The 18,780-nt window shown below is 76.0% G+C and carries 18 protein-coding genes; 10 read left to right on the top strand and 8 right to left on the bottom strand.

Going from position 1 to position 18,780, the window contains the following annotated elements; genetic code table 11:
• Positions 1-92 precede the first annotated feature (92 nt).
• The gene (locus D5H78_RS15180) at positions 93-701 is read left to right on the top strand and encodes a TetR/AcrR family transcriptional regulator (RefSeq protein WP_119951327.1); all 609 of its coding nucleotides are present in this window, start codon (positions 93-95) and stop codon (positions 699-701) included.
• Between the two features lie 27 nt (positions 702-728).
• On the opposite strand, the gene D5H78_RS15185 is transcribed toward D5H78_RS15180, so the two are convergent.
• Entirely contained in the window at positions 729-1,193 is a 465-nt protein-coding gene (locus D5H78_RS15185) for a hypothetical protein (protein ID WP_133412076.1), read from the bottom strand.
• A 153-nt stretch (positions 1,194-1,346) separates the two neighbouring features.
• Positions 1,347-2,240: an NAD(+)/NADH kinase gene (locus D5H78_RS15190; RefSeq protein ID WP_218566660.1), complete on the bottom strand. Its 894-nt coding sequence runs from the start codon at positions 2,238-2,240 to the stop codon at positions 1,347-1,349.
• A 100-nt stretch (positions 2,241-2,340) separates the two neighbouring features.
• Here D5H78_RS15190 and D5H78_RS15195 point away from each other — a divergent pair, with 100 nt between their 5' ends.
• A complete protein-coding gene (locus D5H78_RS15195; protein WP_218566661.1) occupies positions 2,341-4,257 on the top strand; it encodes an alpha/beta hydrolase in 1,917 nt (638 codons plus the stop codon).
• A gap of 81 nt (positions 4,258-4,338) precedes the next feature.
• Here the strand turns inward: D5H78_RS15195 and D5H78_RS15200 are convergent, their stop codons facing one another.
• The 4 genes from D5H78_RS15200 to D5H78_RS15215 form a co-directional block, all read right to left on the bottom strand.
• On the bottom strand, positions 4,339-5,472 hold the full coding sequence (locus D5H78_RS15200) for an esterase-like activity of phytase family protein (RefSeq protein WP_165865764.1): 1,134 nt from the start codon (positions 5,470-5,472) through the stop codon (positions 4,339-4,341).
• Positions 5,473-5,537: 65 nt separating this feature from the next.
• Positions 5,538-6,386, bottom strand: coding sequence for a tryptophan 2,3-dioxygenase (locus tag D5H78_RS15205; protein ID WP_119951330.1), 849 nt, complete (start codon positions 6,384-6,386; stop codon positions 5,538-5,540).
• 9 nt (positions 6,387-6,395) lie between these two features.
• Positions 6,396-8,096, bottom strand: coding sequence for a glycoside hydrolase family 13 protein (locus D5H78_RS15210; protein WP_119951331.1), 1,701 nt, complete (start codon positions 8,094-8,096; stop codon positions 6,396-6,398).
• Positions 8,093-8,887, bottom strand: a complete 795-nt coding sequence (locus tag D5H78_RS15215) for an MBL fold metallo-hydrolase (RefSeq protein ID WP_119951332.1) — start codon at positions 8,885-8,887, stop codon at positions 8,093-8,095. The genes D5H78_RS15210 and D5H78_RS15215 overlap by 4 nt, the downstream gene beginning before the upstream one ends.
• 65 nt (positions 8,888-8,952) lie before the next feature.
• Here D5H78_RS15215 and D5H78_RS15220 point away from each other — a divergent pair, with 65 nt between their 5' ends.
• From D5H78_RS15220 to purM, 4 genes are read left to right on the top strand one after another with little or no spacing between them, the layout of a single operon-like run.
• Positions 8,953-9,357 (top strand): sterol carrier family protein, encoded by a 405-nt coding sequence (locus tag D5H78_RS15220; RefSeq protein ID WP_119951333.1) that lies wholly within the window; start codon positions 8,953-8,955, stop codon positions 9,355-9,357.
• Positions 9,354-9,608, top strand: coding sequence for a hypothetical protein (locus tag D5H78_RS15225; RefSeq protein ID WP_119951334.1), 255 nt, complete (start codon positions 9,354-9,356; stop codon positions 9,606-9,608). Before D5H78_RS15220 ends, D5H78_RS15225 begins: the two co-directional genes overlap by 4 nt.
• Before the next feature lie 28 nt (positions 9,609-9,636).
• The gene (purF, locus tag D5H78_RS15230) at positions 9,637-11,175 is read left to right on the top strand and encodes an amidophosphoribosyltransferase (protein ID WP_119951335.1); all 1,539 of its coding nucleotides are present in this window, start codon (positions 9,637-9,639) and stop codon (positions 11,173-11,175) included.
• Positions 11,172-12,278, top strand: coding sequence for a phosphoribosylformylglycinamidine cyclo-ligase (gene purM, locus D5H78_RS15235; protein WP_119951336.1), 1,107 nt, complete (start codon positions 11,172-11,174; stop codon positions 12,276-12,278). Before purF ends, purM begins: the two co-directional genes overlap by 4 nt.
• A gap of 432 nt (positions 12,279-12,710) precedes the next feature.
• Here purM and D5H78_RS15240 read toward each other — a convergent pair whose 3' ends face one another.
• Together D5H78_RS15240 and D5H78_RS15245 are read right to left on the bottom strand one after the other, a co-directional pair.
• Positions 12,711-12,905, bottom strand: coding sequence for a DUF3073 domain-containing protein (locus D5H78_RS15240; protein ID WP_119951337.1), 195 nt, complete (start codon positions 12,903-12,905; stop codon positions 12,711-12,713).
• A gap of 138 nt (positions 12,906-13,043) precedes the next feature.
• Positions 13,044-14,141: a Glu/Leu/Phe/Val family dehydrogenase gene (locus D5H78_RS15245; protein WP_425472964.1), complete on the bottom strand. Its 1,098-nt coding sequence runs from the start codon at positions 14,139-14,141 to the stop codon at positions 13,044-13,046.
• A gap of 174 nt (positions 14,142-14,315) precedes the next feature.
• Here D5H78_RS15245 and bldC point away from each other — a divergent pair, with 174 nt between their 5' ends.
• The 4 genes from bldC to D5H78_RS15265 all read left to right on the top strand — a co-directional run.
• Positions 14,316-14,540: a developmental transcriptional regulator BldC gene (gene bldC, locus D5H78_RS15250; protein ID WP_119951339.1), complete on the top strand. Its 225-nt coding sequence runs from the start codon at positions 14,316-14,318 to the stop codon at positions 14,538-14,540.
• Positions 14,541-14,684: 144 nt separating this feature from the next.
• Positions 14,685-17,063, top strand: a complete 2,379-nt coding sequence (locus tag D5H78_RS15255; protein ID WP_119951340.1) for a chemotaxis protein CheW — start codon at positions 14,685-14,687, stop codon at positions 17,061-17,063.
• Positions 17,060-17,485, top strand: coding sequence for a chemotaxis protein CheW (locus tag D5H78_RS15260; protein WP_119951341.1), 426 nt, complete (start codon positions 17,060-17,062; stop codon positions 17,483-17,485). Before D5H78_RS15255 ends, D5H78_RS15260 begins: the two co-directional genes overlap by 4 nt.
• A gap of 194 nt (positions 17,486-17,679) precedes the next feature.
• The coding region (locus D5H78_RS15265) for a HAMP domain-containing protein (protein WP_133412077.1) at positions 17,680-18,780 on the top strand (1,101 nt) is incomplete at its 3' end.

Raw genomic sequence — 18,780 nt, forward strand, 5'->3', positions numbered from 1 at the left:
GGGTACCGGAGGAACCTCCGGTACGACCACGACACTAACCGGAGGACCCTCCGGATCGCAAGCCACGTCCCCGCCGCACCGAGGAGCGACCCGTGACCCCCGAGGCCGCCCGGCCGCTGCGCGCCGACGCGCGGCGCAACCGCGAGCGCCTGCTCCGCGTCGCCGTGCGGGCGCTGTCCCAGCCGGGGCGCGACGTCCCCCTCGAGGACATCGCCCGGGAGGCCGGCGTCGGCATCGGCACCCTCTACCGGCACTTCCCGACGCGCGAGGCGCTCGTCGAGGCGGCGTACCGCGACGAGGTGGAGCGCCTCGCCGCCGCCGCCGGCGAGCTCCTCGCCGAGCACCCCCCGGACGTGGCCCTGCGGCACTGGATGGACCGCTTCGTCGACTACATGACGACCAAGCGCGGCATGGCCGACGCCCTGCGCGCCGTCGTCGCCGGCGGCGGCGACCCGTACGCGGTGAGCCGGGAGCGCCTGCACGCGGCCGTGGAGCAGATCCTCGGCGCGGCCGCCGCCGCCGGTGCGCTGCGCGCCGACGTGGGCCCCGAGGACGTCCTCAAGGCGGTGAGCGGCGTCTCGCTGGTCACCGGCGACCCGGCGAGCCCCGGCGCCCCGGGCAGCCCGGCGCAGCGCGAGCAGGCCGGGCGCCTGCTCGACCTGCTCCTCGACGGGCTGCGCGCGGGGCGCACCGGGGACTGACGCCGCGGGCGGTCGCAGCGCGCCCGGTCAGCGGCTGACGAGGAAGCGCCCGTCCTGCGCCGCGCGCAGCGGGCGCACCGCGCCGTCCTCGACGAGCTGCTCGGCCACGACGGCGGCGACGACCTCGCGCGGGTGCCGGCCGAGCGAGCCCGGGCGGCACTCGGCGACGATGTCCTCGACGGTCACGGCCGAGGAGCCGCTCTCGACGAGGCGCTCGACCGCCTCGCGGACGGTCGCCGCGGCGGGCTCGCGGCGGCGGCCCAGCAGCACGCGCGAGCGGCCGGCCGCGGGGGCGGCCTGGGCCTGCGAGCGCAGGCGGCCGCAGGTGCGCGCCTCCGCACGGCTGAGGTGGTGGTAGCGGCAGGCGCTGCGCGCCCCGCTCGGGCGCTCGACGACGTCCCGGTAGAACTCCTCGCCCGCGACGTGGAAGACGTCCACCCGGACGGTGGCCCCGGCGCCGTGCTCGCCGGTCGTGCTCGTGGTGCTGCTCATGGGTGCCTCCGTGCTGCCTCGCGGCGCGTACCGCACGTCGACCTCCTGCCGGCGTGCCTCTGCAGGAGTGATCGGCCGGGCGCACCCGGGCCTGCTGCGCTGTCCGGGGTGGCCCGTCCGGGCCGGCGGACCGGCCCGGGGCACCCGTACGGGCTAGCCCAGCTCCGCGGAGTCGGTCACGCGCAGCTTGCGCCGGGCCCGGGCGTAGAACGAGCGTCGGCCCACGCGCACGACGGAGCCGCCGTGCAGGTCCACCTCGACGGGCAGCCGGTCCCCCGGCCCGAGCCGGCCCGCCACGTTGCCGTCGACCTCGACCGCGAGCGGTCCGCTGCGGTCCAGCACCTCGAGGCACAGCCGCTCCGAGCAGCTGAGGAACAGCGCCCGGTTGAAGGACGAGTGCGCGGCCGCCGGGACGACGACGAGCCCCTGCGCCCGGGGGGACACGACGGGGCCGCCGGCGGAGAAGCCGTACGCGGTGGAGCCGGTCGGCGTCGCGACGACGAGCGCGTCGGCCGCGTAGCGCACGAACGGCTCGTCGTCGACGACGACGGAGACCGCGGCGCTGCCCTCGCCGGGGTGCCGCACGAGCGCCACGTCGTTGAAGGCGGTGCGCACCGTCCCGCCGACGCGGACGCGCACGGCGACCCGCGTCTCCACCTCGTGCTCCCCGCGCTCCACGACCGCCAGCGCGTCCGCGAGCTCGGGCACGTCGACCTCGGCGAGGAACCCCAGCTTGCCGAGGTTCACCCCCAGCACCGGCGTCCCGTGCCCGTACGCCCCCCGCAGCGCGCGCAGCATCGTCCCGTCGCCACCCAGGCTCACGAGCAGCCCGGAGCGGGCGGCGAGCTCCTCGGCGCCCACGACCTCCACGCCCTCGGGCAGGCGCTGCGCCTCGTCCGGCGTCGCGAGCACGCACCGGCCGCTGCCGCGGGCCCAGGCCAGGACCGCGCCCACGGCCTCGGCGCTGTCCCGCCGGGGGTGCAGCACGAGCCCCACGTCCCGCCGCGCGCCGGCCGCCCCGCTCGCCCCGTCCGACCCGTCCGCCACGCCGGCCAGTCAAGCACCCCGAGGCGGAGGGGTGACAACCACTCACAGCGCGTGGTTGTCTGCTCACCCTGGCGTCCCTCCCACCCCCGAGGAGACCTGAGTGCGACCCGCCCTCCCCGCGCGCGCCCGCCGCCGCGCGCCCCTCGTCGCGGCCGTCGCCGCCGCGGCCCTGCTCCCGTCCGGGCTCACGGGCCTGGCCGGGCCGGCCACCGCAGCCCCCGCGCCCGGCGCCGCTGCCGCCCCCGCCGACCCTCCCGTGCCGGCGGTCCCGCAGCGCTACCTCGACCAGGAGATCGCCTGGAGCACGTGCTCGTTCGACGCGGCGGTCAAGCAGCTGGCGCCCGGCGCCCCCACGACGCGCTGCGCGAAGGTCCGGGCCCCGATGGACTGGGCGGCGCCCGACGCCCACCCCGACATCGAGGTCGCGATCGCGTACTCCGAGGCCACCGGCACCTCGCAGGGCCTCATGATGACCAACCCCGGCGGCCCGGGCGGGGCGGGGCTCACGCTCAGCGCCTCGCTCGCCATCGACAAGCCCCAGCTGTTCACCGACTACGACCTCGTCGGCCTCGACCCGCGCGGCTTCGGCCAGAGCACCCCGCTGCGCTGCCTGACGACGACCGGGGAGCTCGCAGCGCTGCCGACGACCCCGGACTACCGCGAGCGCACCCGCCAGACGCACCGGGCCGAGCTCGCCGAGGCCCGCCTGCTCGCCAAGGCGTGCGCGGCCACGGAGTTCGGGCAGTTCGTCAGCAGCCAGCAGACCGTCTACGACATGGAGCTCGTGCGCGCGCTGCTCGGTGCCCGCCAGCTCGACTTCATCGGCTACAGCTACGGCACCTGGCTCGCCAGCTGGTACGCCGACACGTACCCCCAGCGCACCGGCCGGTTCGTCCTCGACTCCAACATGGACTGGACCCGCACCCAGTGGGAGAACGTCAACTTCGACCCGTTCTCGTTCCAGCGGCGCCGCGACACCCAGCTGCTGCCGTGGATCGCCCGGCACGCCGACCAGGTCGAGGGGCTCGGCAGCACCCCGTCGCGGGTCCTCGCGCGGTACGAGGCGATCCGCGCGGCCCTCGTCCAGCTCACCCGCTCCGAGGGCAGCGCGGTGCGCGGCGACGGCCTCGACGGGAACGTCGCCAGCGCGATCTACGGCAACGCGCGCTTCGTCCGGGCCACGCTCGACATCCTCGTCCACGACGAGTACGTGCAGGACCCGTCGGGGAGCGGCGAGGTCGAGCTGCGGCACGTCGACGCGGCGTACGCCCGCATCGCCCCGGAGCTGCAGCGCTACGAGACGCTCGCGGTCCTGCGCTCGCGGTACGGGGTGACCCCGGCGCCCGCGCTCGCGGCGGAGGCCCCGGCGGGCGGGGCCGAGGCGCTGGCGGACGCGCGGGCGGCGGCGCTGGCGGCGCCGGGCGACGCGCCGTTCGACCTCGGCGCGGTGGGCACCACCGTCCGCTGCAACGACACGGCCTGGGACCGCAGCGCGCGGTGGTACCAGCGCGAGGCCGACCGGATGGCCGAGCGCTACCGGTTCTACGGCTACCTCAACGGCGTGCCGATGTGCGCCTTCTGGCCGTACGCCCCGCAGGACCGCGACGTCGACCTCGCCGGCGCCCCGCGGATGCTCATGGTCCAGGGCGAGCTCGACCCGGCGACGGCGTACGAGGGCGCGCTGCGCAGCCACGAGGCGACGCGGCGGGCGACCCGCTTCGTCGCGATCGACGACGAGGGCCAGCACGGCCAGTACGTCGGCTCGGCCTCGGCCTGCGCGGAGGCGATCGGCGACCGCTTCGTCTTCGGCGGGGAGCTGCCGGGGCGGGACACCGTCTGCGGCACCTCGCCGCTGCCGGAGGACCGGGCGGTCTACCCGGTCGACGGGCCGGTCGACGGCGACGCGGTGCCCCTGCCGCGGGCGGGCACCCGGGCGGCGGCCGTGCCGGCCGACCTGCCGAACCCGCTGCTGCAGCGGGTCCTCGACCGGGTGGCGGAGGCGTCGCTGGTCCGCTGACCGACGACCGCGCGCACGCCGAGGGGGCGCCCCCGAGCCTCCGGGGGCGCCCCCTCCTGCGTCCCGCAGGGGGACGGCGGCTCAGCCCTCGTCGACGGCGAAGGCGAGGAACTGGGTGAACTGGGTGCCCGAGAAGTTGTCGTCGCTGACGAGCACGAGCGAGCGGCGCCCGTCGGGGAGCACCGGGCCCCAGGCGATGCCCTCCACGTTGTCGAGCAGGATGCCCAGGGTCGACAGGTCGAGCAGCAGCTCCTTGCGCACCGCGCGCACCGGGCCGTCGTGGCCGGCGAGCGAGGGGACCCGCGTCACGTCGGTGGCGCCGCGCAGGCTCGCCCGGAAGACCTTGATGGTGTTGCCCGCGCCGGTGGAGAAGGACCGCTCCACCGCGAGCACCTCGTCCCGGCCGAGCGGCAGGACGTCGACGAGGCCGTTGGTGGAGAAGGCGCCCGCCGGGGAGGCGGGCGCCGCGACCGGCTCGGTCTCGTACACGACGGTCCGGTCCAGCCGCCCGGTGCGGGCGTCGTAGCGCAGGAGGCGGCTCGGGCTGCCCGCCTGCTCGCTCGCCGCGGGGCCGTCCTGGGCGAGCGCGTTCTCCGTCGCGGTGAACAGCCAGCGCCCGTCGGGCGAGGTGCCAGCGCTCTCCAGCGCGAGGTTGTTCCGGATGCCGCTGCTGGCGTCGGCGGTCGGGCGGAACGAGCGGGGGACCGGGAACGACGCGACGCGCCGGCCGTCGCGCCGGAAGACGCCGACGAACGGGTCCACGAGGGCCGTCGCGTCGCCCTCGGACGTGACGACGACGCGCCCGTCGCGCAGCAGCGCGATGCCCTCAGTGTCGAGGCCGTTCTCCGGGTACGGCCGCCCGCCCGGCTGCCGCAGCGTGGTCACGCCGCGGAAGCGGACGTCGCCCTCGTCGAGGCGGCCGTCGGCGAGGTCGATGGAGAGCGTGTACCAGCGGGCGGGGTCGATGCTGCTGCGGTCGTCGGAGACGGCGAGGTAGCGGCCGGTGCGCGGGTCGCGGACGAGCCCGGACAGGCCGCCGACGCGGGTGCCGCGGTACTCGGTGCCGCTGGCGAAGATCTCCTGCCCGATGAGCTCGAGGCCCGTCGGGTCGGGGCGCCCGGCGGGGGCGGTGGCGGTCGCGGAGGCCGGCAGGGCCGCGGGGGTGAAGACGGCGGCGAGGGCGAGCGCGGTGGCTGCGGTGCGGAGGCGGGTCACGGGCCGGGACCCTCGCACCCGTGCCGGACGCCCGGGCGTCGCGCGGGTGGCCGCGCGGCGAACCCCTAGCGGATGACCTCCGCCCGGACGGCGTACAGCTCCGGGAAGAAGGTCAGGTCGAGCGCGGCCCGCAGGAAGCGGACCCCCGACGAGCCGCCGGTGCCGGGCCCGCTCCCGATGACCCGCTCGACGGTCTTGAGGTGGCGGAACCGCCACAGCTGGAAGCCCTCCTCGAGGTCGACGAGCTCCTCGCACGCCTCGTAGAGGTCCCAGTGCCGCCCGGGGTCCCGGTAGACCTCGCGCAGCACGGGGAGCAGGCCCGGCGCCATGACGTGCGCGCGGGTGACGTCGCGGCGCAGCAGGTCGTCCGGGACGGGCAGCCCGCGCCGGGCGACGAGGCGCAGGAACTCGTCGTAGAGGCTGGGCCGCTCGAGGGCGTCGCGCAGCAGGTCGCGGGCCCCGGGGTCGTGCGCGAAGTGCTCGAGCATCGCGGCGTCCTTGTTGCCGAGCACGAACTCCACCGCGCGGTACTGGTACGACTGGAAGCCGGAGGAGCGCCCCAGCGCCCCGCGGAAGCCGGCGTACTCCGACGGGGTCAGGGTGGCCAGCACCGCCCACTGGTCGGTGAGCACCCGCAGGACGTGCTTGACCCGGGCCAGGCCCTTGAGCGCCGGGCGCAGGCCGTCCCGCGCGAGGTGGTCCTGGGCGGCGCGCAGCTCGTGCAGCACGAGCTTGAGCCACAGCTCCGAGGTCTGGTGCTGGACGATGAACAGCAGCTCGTCGTGGTGCGGCGGGTCGCTCAGCGGGGCCTGCGCGCCGAGCACGGCGTCGAGGTGCAGGTACGACCCGTAGGACAGCTCGCCGCGCAGGTCGCGGACCACGCCCGGCTCCACCGGCCTGGTGCCCTCGCCCACGCGACCCCCTCACCCGAGGGTGCGCCGGTGCACCCTGGCCTCCCACGGCGCCAGGGCCAGCCCCTGCCCGCCGCCGGCAGGGTAGTTCCCGAGCACGACGTCCGCACCGGCCCACGACGCGTCGACGCCGGCGACCGCGGGCTCGCCGGAGAGGTTGCCGAGCACGAGCAGCTCGACGTCGCCGAGCCGGCGGGTGAAGGCGTACACCTGCTCGTCGTGCGGCAGCAGCATGGTGAAGTCGCCGTGCGCCACGACCGGGTCCTCGTGCCGCAGGGCGACGAGCCGCCGGTAGTGCGCGAGGACGGAGTGCGGGTCGTCCCGCTGGGCCGCGACGTTCCACTCCGCGTGGTCGGGGTTGACGGCGATCCACGGCTCGCCGGCCGTGAAGCCGGCCTGCGGCGAGGCGTCCCACTGCATCGGCGTACGGGCGTTGTCGCGCCCCATGGCCCGCAGCGACGCCATGACCCGCTCGGGGTCGTCGCCGTGCTCCACCGCCTCGCGCCAGTGGTTGAGCGACTCGATGTCGCGCAGGTCGTCGACGGAGGCGAACGGCGCGTTCGCCATGGCGATCTCCTCGCCCTGGTAGACGTACGGCGTCCCGCGGTGCAGGTGCAGCACGGTCGCGATCGCGGTCGCCGACTCGCGGCGCCACCGCCCGTCGTCGCCCCACCGGCTCACGACCCGCGGCTGGTCGTGGTTGCTCGTGTAGAGGCTGTTCCAGCCCGTCGCGGCGAGCCCGGCCTGCCACCGGCCGAACGAGGCCTTGAGGTCGGTGAGGCGCAGCGGTCGCACGTCCCACTTCGACGCGCCCTGGTCGAGCCCGACGTGCTCGAACTGGAACACCATGTCGACCTCGCGCCGCGCCGGGTCGGTGAACAGGCGGGCCTCCTCCACCGTCACCCCCGGCATCTCGCCCACGGTGAGGAACGCGCCCTCCCGGCCGGCGAAGACCTCGCGGTGCATCTCCTGGAGGAACTCGTGGATGCGCGGGCCGCAGACGTACGCCGCCGACCCGTCGGACCAGCGGCCCCGCCCGTCGGGCACGCCGTCGGGGAGCGCGGGGTCCTTGCTGATGAGGTTGATGACGTCCATGCGGAAGCCGTCGACCCCGCGGTCGAGCCACCAGCGCATCATCGCGTGCACCGCGGCGCGGACCTCCGGGTTCTCCCAGTTCAGGTCCGGCTGCTTGCGGCTGAAGAGGTGCAGGTAGTACTCACCGCTGGCCTCGTCCAGCTGCCAGGCCGAGCCGGAGAAGAACGAGCGCCAGTCCGTGGGCTCGGCGCCGGGGTCGCCGGGCGCCATCCCCTCGCGCGGCGGGCGCCACCAGTACCAGTCGCGCTTCGGGCTGACTGGCGAGGACCGGGACTCCACGAACCACGGGTGCTCGTCGGACGTGTGGTTGACGACGAGGTCCATGAGGAGCCTCATGCCGCGCGCGTGCAGCCCCTCGACGAGGGCGTCGAGGTCCGCGAGCGTGCCGAAGGCCGGGTCGACGTCCTGGTAGTCGCTGATGTCGTAGCCGTTGTCGTCCTGCGGCGTCCGGTAGACCGGCGAGAGCCAGAGGACGTCGACCCCGAGGTCGGCGAGGTGGTCGAGCCGCTGCAGCACCCCCCGCAGGTCGCCGACCCCGTCGCCGTCGGCGTCGGCGAAGCTGCGCGGGTAGACCTGGTAGACGACGGCGCTGCGCCACCAGGGCGCGTCCCCGCTCACGGCAGGACGATCGTCTCGCCGCGCGCCACGGGCCGCACCTGCGTGGCGGTGCCGAAGCTGCGCGCCCGGGCCAGGAAGTCCGACACCGGCGAGCGGAAGACCCCGTAGTCGTCGTGGTGCACCGGCACCGCCTGGCGGGGCCGCACCCGGCGCAGGAAGTCCACGCCCTGGCCGTCGTCCATGGTCACGGTGTGCAGGAGGACCCGGGTCCCCCCGAGGTGGACCACGGCGACGTCGATGTCGGGGTGCCGCTCGTGCACCGCGTCGAGGTGCGGCCCGGTCAGCGTGTCGCCGCTGAGGTAGACCCGCCGGCGGACCTCCCCGCCCACCGCGTGCGTGAGCAGGCTCCCCATGACCGGCGGCAGCAGCCGCCCCATGAGCCCGCGGGCGTGCACCCCCGGCAGCGCCTCCACGGTCAGCTCCTCGTCCCCCTGCCGCATCGACCAGCGCCCCCACGTCGGCAGGCCGTGCGCGGTGAAGCCCCAGCTGCCGAGCCGGTCCGCCGCCCTGCCGGTCGTCACGACGGGCACCGCGCGGTCGAGCCCGCGGCGGGCCACCCGGTCGAAGTGGTCGCCGTGCAGGTGCGAGAGCACGACCGCGTCCAGGCGCGGCAGCTCCTCGACGCCCAGCGCCGGGTCGGTCAGGCGCTTGGACCACAGCCCCTTGCCGAGGTACGCCCGCTGCCCCCGGTGCAGGAAGTTGGGGTCCGTCAGCAGGGTGAAGCGCCCGAGGCGCAGCAGCGTCGTCGCCGTGCCGATGAACGTGAGCGAGGCGTCGCCGGTCGGCTCCATGGCACCGCCGTGCCCGGGCGGCCCCCCGCGAAACACCCGCCGCGCGCGTCGGGTACACCGGAGGGGTGCCACCCCGCCGCCGCACCGACCCCGAGGAGGGCCGCGCCGCCCTCGTCCGCGCCCTCGCCGCGCTCGACGCGGGCGCCGAGCCCGAGCGCGCCGACGCCCGCACGGCCGTGCGCCACCTCCTCGAGGAGCTCTCCGCCCGCCACCCGGGGCGCAGCGTGGAGGTGCGCGTCCCGCCGTACGGCGTCGCCCAGTGCGTCGAGGGGCCGCGGCACACCCGCGGCACCCCGCCCAACGTCGTCGAGGCGGACCCCGTGACCTGGATCCTGGTCGCGACCGGGCGCGAGGAGTGGGCGGCCGCGCGGGCCTCCGGCCGGCTCACGGCGTCGGGGGAGCGCAGCGACCTCTCCGCGCGGGTGCCCGTCGTGCCGCCCGCCCCCGCCCCTCGTACCGTGGTCGGGTGACCCCGGCGAGCAGGCGGCGACCCCGCTACGAGGCGTTCATCGGCACCGGCGCCGTCGCGGGGGTCGTCCTCGCGCTGGTGCTGGCCGCCGTACGGCCCCAGGTGCAGGGCTTCTCCCCGAGCAGCGTCGTCCTCTACCTGGGGCTGCTCCTCGCGGTCGTCGGCGGCCTGCTCGGCGGCCTCGTCGCCGTCGGGCTCGAGCGGCGCGCCGAGCGCGCGGGGCGGGCGGGGCGGTCGCGGCGCGGCCGGTGAGGCGCCCCCGGGCCCGTAGACTCCCCGCGTGACACGTGGCGACGGCCGGCTGACGCACGACCTCGACCCCGCCGAGCGCGGCCCGCAGGACGCCTGCGGCGTCTTCGGGGTCTGGGCGCCCGGCGAGGAGGTCGCCAAGCTCGCCTACTTCGGGCTCTACGCGCTGCAGCACCGCGGGCAGGAGTCCGCCGGGATCGCCGTGAGCAACGGCTCGCAGATCCTCGTCTACAAGGACATGGGCCTGGTCTCGCAGGTCTTCGACGAGTCCCACCTCGAGGCGCTGCGCGGGCACGTGGCCGTCGGCCACTGCCGCTACTCCACGACCGGGTCGAGCGTGTGGGAGAACGCGCAGCCGACGTTCCGCTCGACCGCGACGGGCGCGCTCGCCCTCGGCCACAACGGCAACCTCACCAACACCCGCGAGCTCGCGCGGCTCCTCGCCGCCCGCCGCGAGGCCGACCTCACCGGCGAGGTCCCGCTCGGCGAGGCGATGGGCTCGACGAACGACACCGACGTGCTCACCGGTCTGCTCGCGGCCTACCCCGACCTGCCGGTCGAGGAGGCCGCGCGCCAGGTGCTGCCGCAGGTGCGCGGGGCGTACTCGCTGGTCTTCATGGACGAGTCGACGCTCTACGCCGCGCGCGACCCCCAGGGCATCCGCCCGCTGGTCCTCGGCCGGCTCGAGCGGGGCTGGGTCGTGGCCAGCGAGACCGCGGCGCTCGACATCGTCGGCGCGTCGTTCGTGCGCGAGGTCGAGCCGGGCGAGCTCGTCGCCGTCGACGAGCACGGGCTGCGCAGCTCGCGCTTCGCCGATGCCCGGCCCAAGGGCTGCCTCTTCGAGTACGTCTACCTCGCGCGCCCCGACACCCGCATCGCCGGCCGCTCGGTCCACGCGTCCCGCGTCGAGGTCGGGCGCCGGCTCGCGCTCGAGGCGCCGGTCGAGGCCGACCTCGTCATCCCCGTGCCGGAGTCCGGCACCCCCGCCGCGATCGGCTACGCCCAGGGCTCGGGCATCCCCTACGGCACCGGCCTGGTGAAGAACGCGTACGTGGGGCGCACCTTCATCCAGCCGTCGCAGACCATCCGCCAGCTCGGCATCCGGCTCAAGCTCAACCCGCTGCGCGAGGTCATCGCCGGCAAGCGGCTCGTCGTCGTCGACGACTCGATCGTGCGCGGCAACACCCAGCGGGCGCTCATCCGCATGCTCCGCGAGGCCGGGGCCCGCGAGGTGCACGTGCGGATCTCGAGCCCGCCCGTCGCCTGGCCCTGCTACTACGGCATCGACTTCGCCTCGCGCGCCGAGCTCATCGCCTCCGGGCTCTCGGTCGACGAGGTGCGCACCTCGATCGGCGCCGACTCGCTCGCGCACATCTCGCTCGACGCGCTCGTCGAGGCGTCGGAGCAGCCCAAGGAGCAGCTCTGCCGGGCGTGCTTCGACGGGACGTACCCGGTCGGCGTGCCCGACGACACCGCCGCCGAGGACCTCGTGGACGGGTGCGGCGGGGGCTTCGGCCTCGTCCCGCTCGTGCCCGCCGGCGGCGCGGCCGAGGCGGTGCGGCGCCCGTGACGCAGCCGGTGACGTACGCGGCCGCCGGGGTCGACATCGAGGCCGGCGACCGCGCCGTCGAGCTCATGAAGGCGTCGGTCGCCCGCGCCACCCGCCCCGAGGTCGTCGGCGGGCTCGGCGGCTTCGCCGGGCTCTTCGACGCCTCGGCCCTGGCCCGCTACCGCCGCCCGCTGCTCGCCACGTCCACCGACGGCGTGGGCACCAAGGTCGAGGTCGCCCGGCGGATGGACGTGCACGACACCATCGGCATCGACCTCGTCGGCATGGTCGTCGACGACCTCGTCGTCTGCGGCGCCGAGCCGCTCTTCATGACCGACTACGTCGCCTGCGGGCGGGTCGTCCCCGAGCGGATCGCGGCCGTCGTGCGCGGCATCGCCGAGGGCTGCGTCCGGGCCGGCTGCGCGCTCGTCGGCGGCGAGACCGCGGAGCACCCCGGCCTGCTCGAGCCCGACGCGTACGACGTCGCCGGCGCCGGCACCGGCGTCGTCGAGGCCGACCGGCTGCTCGGCGCCGAGCGGGTGCGCGCGGGTGACGTCCTCGTCGCCATGGCCTCCAGCGGCCTGCACTCCAACGGCTACTCGCTGGTGCGCCACGTCCTGCTGGAGCGCGCGGGCTGGGCCCTCGACCGCGACGTCCCCGAGCTCGGGCGCACCCTCGGCGAGGAGCTGCTCGAGCCCACCCGCATCTACGCGCAGGACGTCCTGGCCCTCGCGGACGCCGTCGAGGTGCACGCGGTGAGCCACGTGACCGGCGGTGGCCTCGCCGCCAACCTCGCCCGCGTCGTCCCCGCCGGCCTGCACGCCGTCGTCGACCGGTCCACCTGGACCCCCGCCCCCGTCTTCGGCCTCGTCGCCGAGGTCGGCGGCGTCGCGCAGGCCGAGGTCGAGCGCACCCTCAACACCGGCGTCGGCATGGTCGCCGTCGTCGCCCCCGCCGCCGCCGACGCCGCCCTCGCCCTCCTGCGCGCCCGCGGCGTCGACGCCTGGGTCGCCGGCACCGTCACCACGACCGACGGGACTGCCGGGGCTGCGGGCACCCCGGGTGCTGCGGGTACGCCGGGGGCTGCGGGCACGGCCGAGCTCGTCGGCACCCACCCCGCCTGACCCGCCCCGCCGCGATCACGCGCCCCTGGCGCCGATCACGCGCCCCTCGGCGCCGATCATGCGCTCCCCCGGCGGCGATCATGCAACCCCTCGGCGCCGATCACGCGCTTCCCCGGCGGCGATCATGCAGCCGCCCGACCGTGATCATGCAGCCGCCCGGCCGTGACCACGCAGTGCTCCGGCGCTGGTCCGTGCAGCCGGCGTCGCGGTCCTGCGGCGCGCCGCAGAGCCCCTGCCGCCGCGCCTGCGGCGCCCGGAGCCGCACGGGACGGGGCACGCCTGAGCGGTGCGGGCACGGCTCGGCCGACACCCGTGCGCCCGCCCCACGGGGTCCAGGGAGACCGAGCAGGACCGCTCAGCCGGACGCGCGCCACGGCGCAGGGCACGACGAGGCCCGCCCGGCGGGGCCGGACGGGCCTGGTGCGCTGCGCGTCAGCTCGAGGACGCCCAGCGGTCGTCGTAGTCCCCGTAGCCGTCGTCGTCATCGACGGCGGGGGAGGTGGTGCGGGGCTCGTCCTTCGTCCCGGACAGCTCGCGCTGGAGCGCGGTGAGGTCCGTGGACGGGGAGCTGTACTTGAGCTCCCGAGCCACCTTCGTCTGCTTGGCCTTGGCCCGGCCGCGCCCCATGGCTCGACCCCCTCATGCGTCAACGGGGTGGCCGGCACAGGGCGACCCCGGGATGTCCGGCGTTCGTCGTGGGCCCCACGGTACAGGTCCGGCCCGCCTCACGGCACATCCGGCGCGAGGCCGGGTCCGTGGGGGCGCTCACCCCCGCGGCAGCCAGACGTCGCGCAGGCGCGCGACGCCGGCCATGCGCTCCTCGGCGAGGTGCTCGGCGGCCGCCACCGGGGTCGTCGCGTGCTCCTGCGCGACCGCGAAGACGCGCTGCGTGGTCGCGAAGATGCGCCCGGCCCGCTCCCGGGCGCGCTCGGGCACCGGGCCGTCCACCTCGTCCGCGACCTGGATCACGCCGCCGGCGTTGACGACGAAGTCCGGCGCGTAGAGCACGCCCCGCTCGGCGAGGGCGTCGGCGACCCCCGGGTGCGCCAGCTGGTTGTTGGCCCCGCCGCACACGACGCGCGCCCGCAGCACCTCCACGACCTCGTCCGTGAGGGCGCCGCCGAGCGCGCAGGGGGCGTACGCGTCGAGGTCCGCGCGCACCAGCGCCGCCGCGTCCGGCACCACCTCGACGCCGGGGTGCGCGGCGAGCACCCGCTGCACCGCGCCCGCGTCGACGTCGGTGACGACGGCCCGGGCGCCCTCGGCGACGAGGTGCCCGACGAGGTGCCGGCCCACCTTGCCCACCCCCGCCACGCCGACGGTCCGCCCCGCGAGCGACGCCGAGCCCCAGGCGCGCTCGGCGCTGGCCCGCAGGCCCTGCAGGACGCCGTACGCCGTCAGCACCGACGAGTCGCCCGCCCCGCCGCTGTGCTCGGAGCGGCCGGTGACGAAGCGCGTCTCGCGCGCGACCACGTCCATGTCCTCGACGTACGTCCCCACGTCGCACGCGGTGACGTACCGCCCGCCGAGCGACTGCACGAACCGCCCGTACGCCCGCAGCAGCGCCTCGGTCTTGTCCCGGCGCGGGTCGCCGATGATCACCGCCTTGCCGCCGCCGTGGTCCAGCCCCGCGAGCGCGTTCTTGTACGACATCCCGCGGCTCAGGTCGAGCACGTCGGCGAGGGCGGCGTCCTCGCTCGGGTAGGGGTGGAAGCGCGTGCCGCCGAGGCCGGGCCCGAGGGCCGTGCTGTGCAGCGCCACGATCGCCCGCAGCCCGCTCGACCGGTCCTGGCAGAGCACGACCTGCTCGTGGCCCGGGCCGCCGGGCCCGAGCACCGTGGTGGCGGGGGAGGACGCCACGATCACCTCCGTACGGGTGCCGGGCGCGACGCTGCGCCCGGCCGCGGACACCCTAGGCAGCGCCGTAGCCCGGGCGGCCGCGGGGGGATGGTCCGTGCGGGCCATTCCCGGCAAGGCCGCGTACGGGCACCATGGGGCAAGGGTCCGAACAGTCGGACCCGTGGAGGAGGGCCCACGATGTCCACGCGCACCCCCGAGAGCGAGCCGCTGCTCACCCCGGCCGAGGTGGCCTCGATGTTCCGCGTCGACCCCAAGACGGTCACGCGCTGGGCGAAGGCCGGCAAGCTCACGTCCATCCGCACCCTCGGCGGGCACCGCCGCTACCGCGAGGCCGAGGTCCGCGCCCTGCTCGAGGGCGTGCCCCAGCAGCGCACCCCCGAGGGCGGCGCCCCCGGCGCCTGACGCCCGGGCGGGGCGTCCCCGGGAGGTCCCGGGGGGCGCCCCGCGGGGCGGTCCGGGCAGCGTCCCCGGATCCGCCTCAAGATCCGCGCGGTCCCCGCCGATGGTCCCTCTGCCAAGGGCACGGGCCGACAGCGGAGGTACGCAGTGGACGACATGGACGAGATCGTCCAGGAGTTCCTCGTGGAGAGCCACGAGAACCTGGACCAGCTCGACCGTGACCTGGTGGCGCTCGAGCAGGAGCCGGACTCGCGGGAGCTGCTCTCGAGCATCTTCCGCACGATCCACACCATCAAGGGCACGAGCGGCTTCCTGGCCTTCGGCCGGCTCGAGCAGGTCGCCCACGTCGGCGAGAACCTGCTCAGCCGGCTGCGCGACGGCGTGCTGCGCATGACGCCGGAGTCGACCGACGCGCTGCTGCGCATGGTCGACACGGTCCGCGCGCTCCTCGACGCGATCGAGCAGGACGGCACCGAGGGCGACGTCGACGTCACCGCGGCCGTGGCCGCCGTGCAGGCGTGCCTCGACGCCCCGGCCGGCGGCGCTCCCGCCGCGGCGCCCGCCCCGGCGGCGGCCCCCGCCCCGGTGCAGGACACCGTGCAGCAGGACGCGGTGCAGGACGTCGTGCAGGACGTCGTGCAGGACGCGGTGCCGCACGAGGAGGTCCCGCAGCAGCCGGCGCAGGAGCCGGCCGCCCCGGTCCCCGCCGTGGCCGCCGCGAAGGCCCCCGCGAAGGCCGCTGCGAAGGCCCCCGGGAAGGCCCCCGGGAAGGCCGCCGCGGCCCCGGCCCCGGCCGAGCACGACGACCACGAGCACGTGGCCAAGCGCAGCGTCGCCGACAGCACCATCCGCGTCGACGTCGACCTGCTCGACCAGCTCATGCTGCTCGTCGGCGAGCTCGTGCTCACCCGCAACCAGGTCGTCCAGCACGCCGCCGGGCAGCGCGACGTCGCGATGACCCGGATGCTGCAGCGCCTCAACCTCGTGACGGCGGAGCTGCAGGAGGGGGTCATGAAGACCCGCATGCAGCCCATCGACCACGTCTGGTCGAAGCTGCCGCGCGTCGTGCGGGACCTCAGCGCGAGCCTCGGCAAGCGCGTGGACCTCGAGATGGTCGGCAAGGACACCGAGCTCGACCGGACCCTGCTCGAGGCGGTGAAGGACCCGCTGACGCACATCGTGCGCAACGCGGTCGACCACGGCATCGAGGCGGCGGACGCCCGGGTGGCCGCGGGCAAGCCGGCGAACGGCACCCTGCAGCTGCGCGCCTTCCACGAGGGTGGGCGCGTCATCGTCGAGATCGCCGACGACGGCGCCGGCATCGACCCGGCGAGGGTCGGCGCCAAGGCGCTGCAGCGCGGCCTGGTGACCGAGGCGCAGCTCGCGGCGATGAGCGACCGCGAGGTCGTCCACCTCGTCTTCCGCCCCGGCTTCTCCACCGCGGAGAAGGTCACGAACGTCTCCGGCCGCGGCGTCGGCATGGACGTGGTGAAGACGAACATCGAGAAGATCGGCGGCACCGTCGACATCGACTCGGTGCCGGGCCGCGGCTCGACGTTCCGCCTCACCATCCCGCTGACCCTCGCGATCGTGCCGGCCCTCACCGTCGAGTGCGGCGGCGAGCGGTACGCGATCCCGCAGATCAGCCTCGTCGAGCTCGTGTCGGTCGACGCCGAGCGGGCGAGGACCGCCATCGAGCAGATCTCGGGCGCTGCGGTGTACCGCCTGCGCGGCCGGCTGCTCCCGCTGGTCCGCCTCGACGAGGTCCTCGGCCTGCCGAGCCGGCGCACCGACGACGAGGGCCTCGTCATCGCGGTCCTGCACTCCGAGGGGCGCACCTTCGGCCTCGTCGTCGACCGCGTCCTCAACACCGAGGAGATCGTCGTCAAGGCGCTGAGCGCCCGGCTCAAGGGCGCCGACCTCTACTCGGGGGCGGCCGTGCTCGGCGACGGGCGGGTGGCCCTCATCCTCGACGTGCAGTCGGTGGCGCAGCGCTCCCTGCGCGGCGAGGCCGGCGCCGTGGCCGGCGCGGCCGCGGTCGCCAGCGCGGCGCAGTCCGGGGTGGACCGCTTCCTCGTCGCCGCGGTCGGCGGCGACCGCCGGGTGGCGATCCCGCTCGACATGGTCACGCGCCTGGAGGAGTTCCCGGTCGCCGAGATCGAGCACGTCGGCAGCCGCGAGGTCGTGCGCTACCGCGGCGAGATCATCCCGCTGCTGCGCCTGGCCTCGCACCTCGGCGCCGGCTACGGCGAGGAGGCCGACACCGTCTCGGTCGTCGTCTACGCGCACGGGCGGCGCAGCGTCGCCCTCGTGGTCGAGCAGATCCTCGACATCGTCGAGGAGGCGGTCGAGGCCCGCAGCGACATCGACGACCACGGCCTGCTCGGGTCGGCGGTCATCCAGTCCCGGGTCACCGAGCTGCTGGACGTCCGCCGGGCGATCCTCGCGGCCGACCCGCACTTCTTCGCCGGCGAGGACGGGGCCGGCGCCCACCGCGACGCGTACGAGGAGCTGAGCTACCGATGAGCACCCAGCAGTTCGCCACCTTCCGGCTCGGCGAGTACCTCCTCGGCCTCGAGGTGGAGCGCGTGCAGGAGGTGCTGCGCCACCAGCGCATCACCCCGGTGCCGCAGGCCGACGTGGCCGTGGCCGGCCTCATCAACCTGCGCGGACAGGTCGTCACCGCGCTCGACATGCGCCAGCGGATGGCGCTGCCGCCCCGGCCGGGCGGCGAGGAGCCGATGAACGTCGTGGTCCGCGTCGACGACGAGGTGCTCAGCCTGCTGGTCGACAGCATCGGCGACGTCATCGACGTCGACCAGGAGGACTTCGAGGTCCCGCCGGACACCCTCAGCGGGCCCGGCCGCGACCTGCTGCGGGGCGCGTACAAGCTCGACGGCGCGCTCCTGCTGGCCCTCGACGTCGACCGCGCGGTCGAGGCCGCCTGACCGGCCGCGCCGAGCAGCCGCGCCGAGCAGCCGCGCCGAGCAGCCGCACCGAGCAGCCGCACCGAGCAGCACCGGAGGCCGGGTCCCGCCAGGGGCCCGGCCTCCGGTGCGTCACGGGCTCAAGCCCGGGCGCCCGCCGCCGATAGGACCTGCAGGACGTGCGCCCCCGCCGGCGCCGCGAGACGGGAGACGACATGAGCAGGATCAGCTGGACGGTGGGCCGCAAGCTCGCGGTCCTCGCGAGCCTGGGGCTGCTGCTGACCCTGGTGCTCGGCATCGTCGCGGTGCGCGGCGTCACGGAGATCGACCGCACGTACGACAGGCTCTCGGCGTCGGCGACGGCGCGCCAGCTGGCGGCGCAGCTCGACACCCGGGCGAGCGAGCTCAAGGTGGACGCGTACAAGTCGCTCGTCGCCGCCGACCCGGCGGAGCCGGTGGCGGACTTCGAGGAGGACACCGCGACGGCGAAGGCGCTCGTCGAGGAGCTCGCGGCGCTCGAGCTCGACGCGGCCGCGGAGGCCCAGGTCGCGGCGATCCAGGCGGCGAGCAGGACCTACGTCGAGGAGCTGCGCGCGGTCGTCGAGGGCGCCGTGGCCGACCAGGCCGCGGCCCGCGCCGACTACTCGGGCATCCAGGCCGCCAACGACAAGAGCGACGCGGTCCTCGAGGAGGCGGGGGCCGTGCTCACCGCCGACCTCGCGCGCGACGACGTCGAGCTGCACGGCGTCTTCACGCAGGTGCGGCGCACGACGTACCTGGCCACGGGCCTCGGGCTGCTCGCCCTGCTGGGCACCGCGTTCCTGGTCACGCGCTCGATCACCCGCCCGCTGCGCAGCGCCGTCGCCTCGCTGGACAAGGTCGCCGCCGGCGACCTGTCGGTGCGGCTCGAGGCCCGCGGCACGGACGAGGTCGCGCAGGTCGCCACCGCGGTCAACACCGCCCTGCAGTCCTTCGGCACGGCCATGCACACCATCGACTCCTCGGCCAGCTCGCTCGCCGCGGCGGCGGAGGAGATGGCCGCGACGTCCGGGCAGATCGGGGCCTCGGCCCGCGACGCGCAGGCGCAGGCCGACGCGGTCTCCGCGGCGGCCGAGCAGGTCTCGCGCAACGTGCAGACGGTGGCGACGGGCTCGGAGGAGATGGGCGCGTCGATCCGCGAGATCGCCCACTCGGCGAACGAGGCGGCGCGCGTCGCGGCGCAGGCCGTCGGCGTCGCCGAGACCACCAACGCGACCGTGGCGAAGCTGGGCGAGTCGTCGGTGGAGATCGGGAACGTGGTCAAGGTGATCACCTCG

The organism is Vallicoccus soli (assembly GCF_003594885.1).
Taxonomy (GTDB): Bacteria; Actinomycetota; Actinomycetes; order Motilibacterales; family Motilibacteraceae; genus Vallicoccus; species Vallicoccus soli.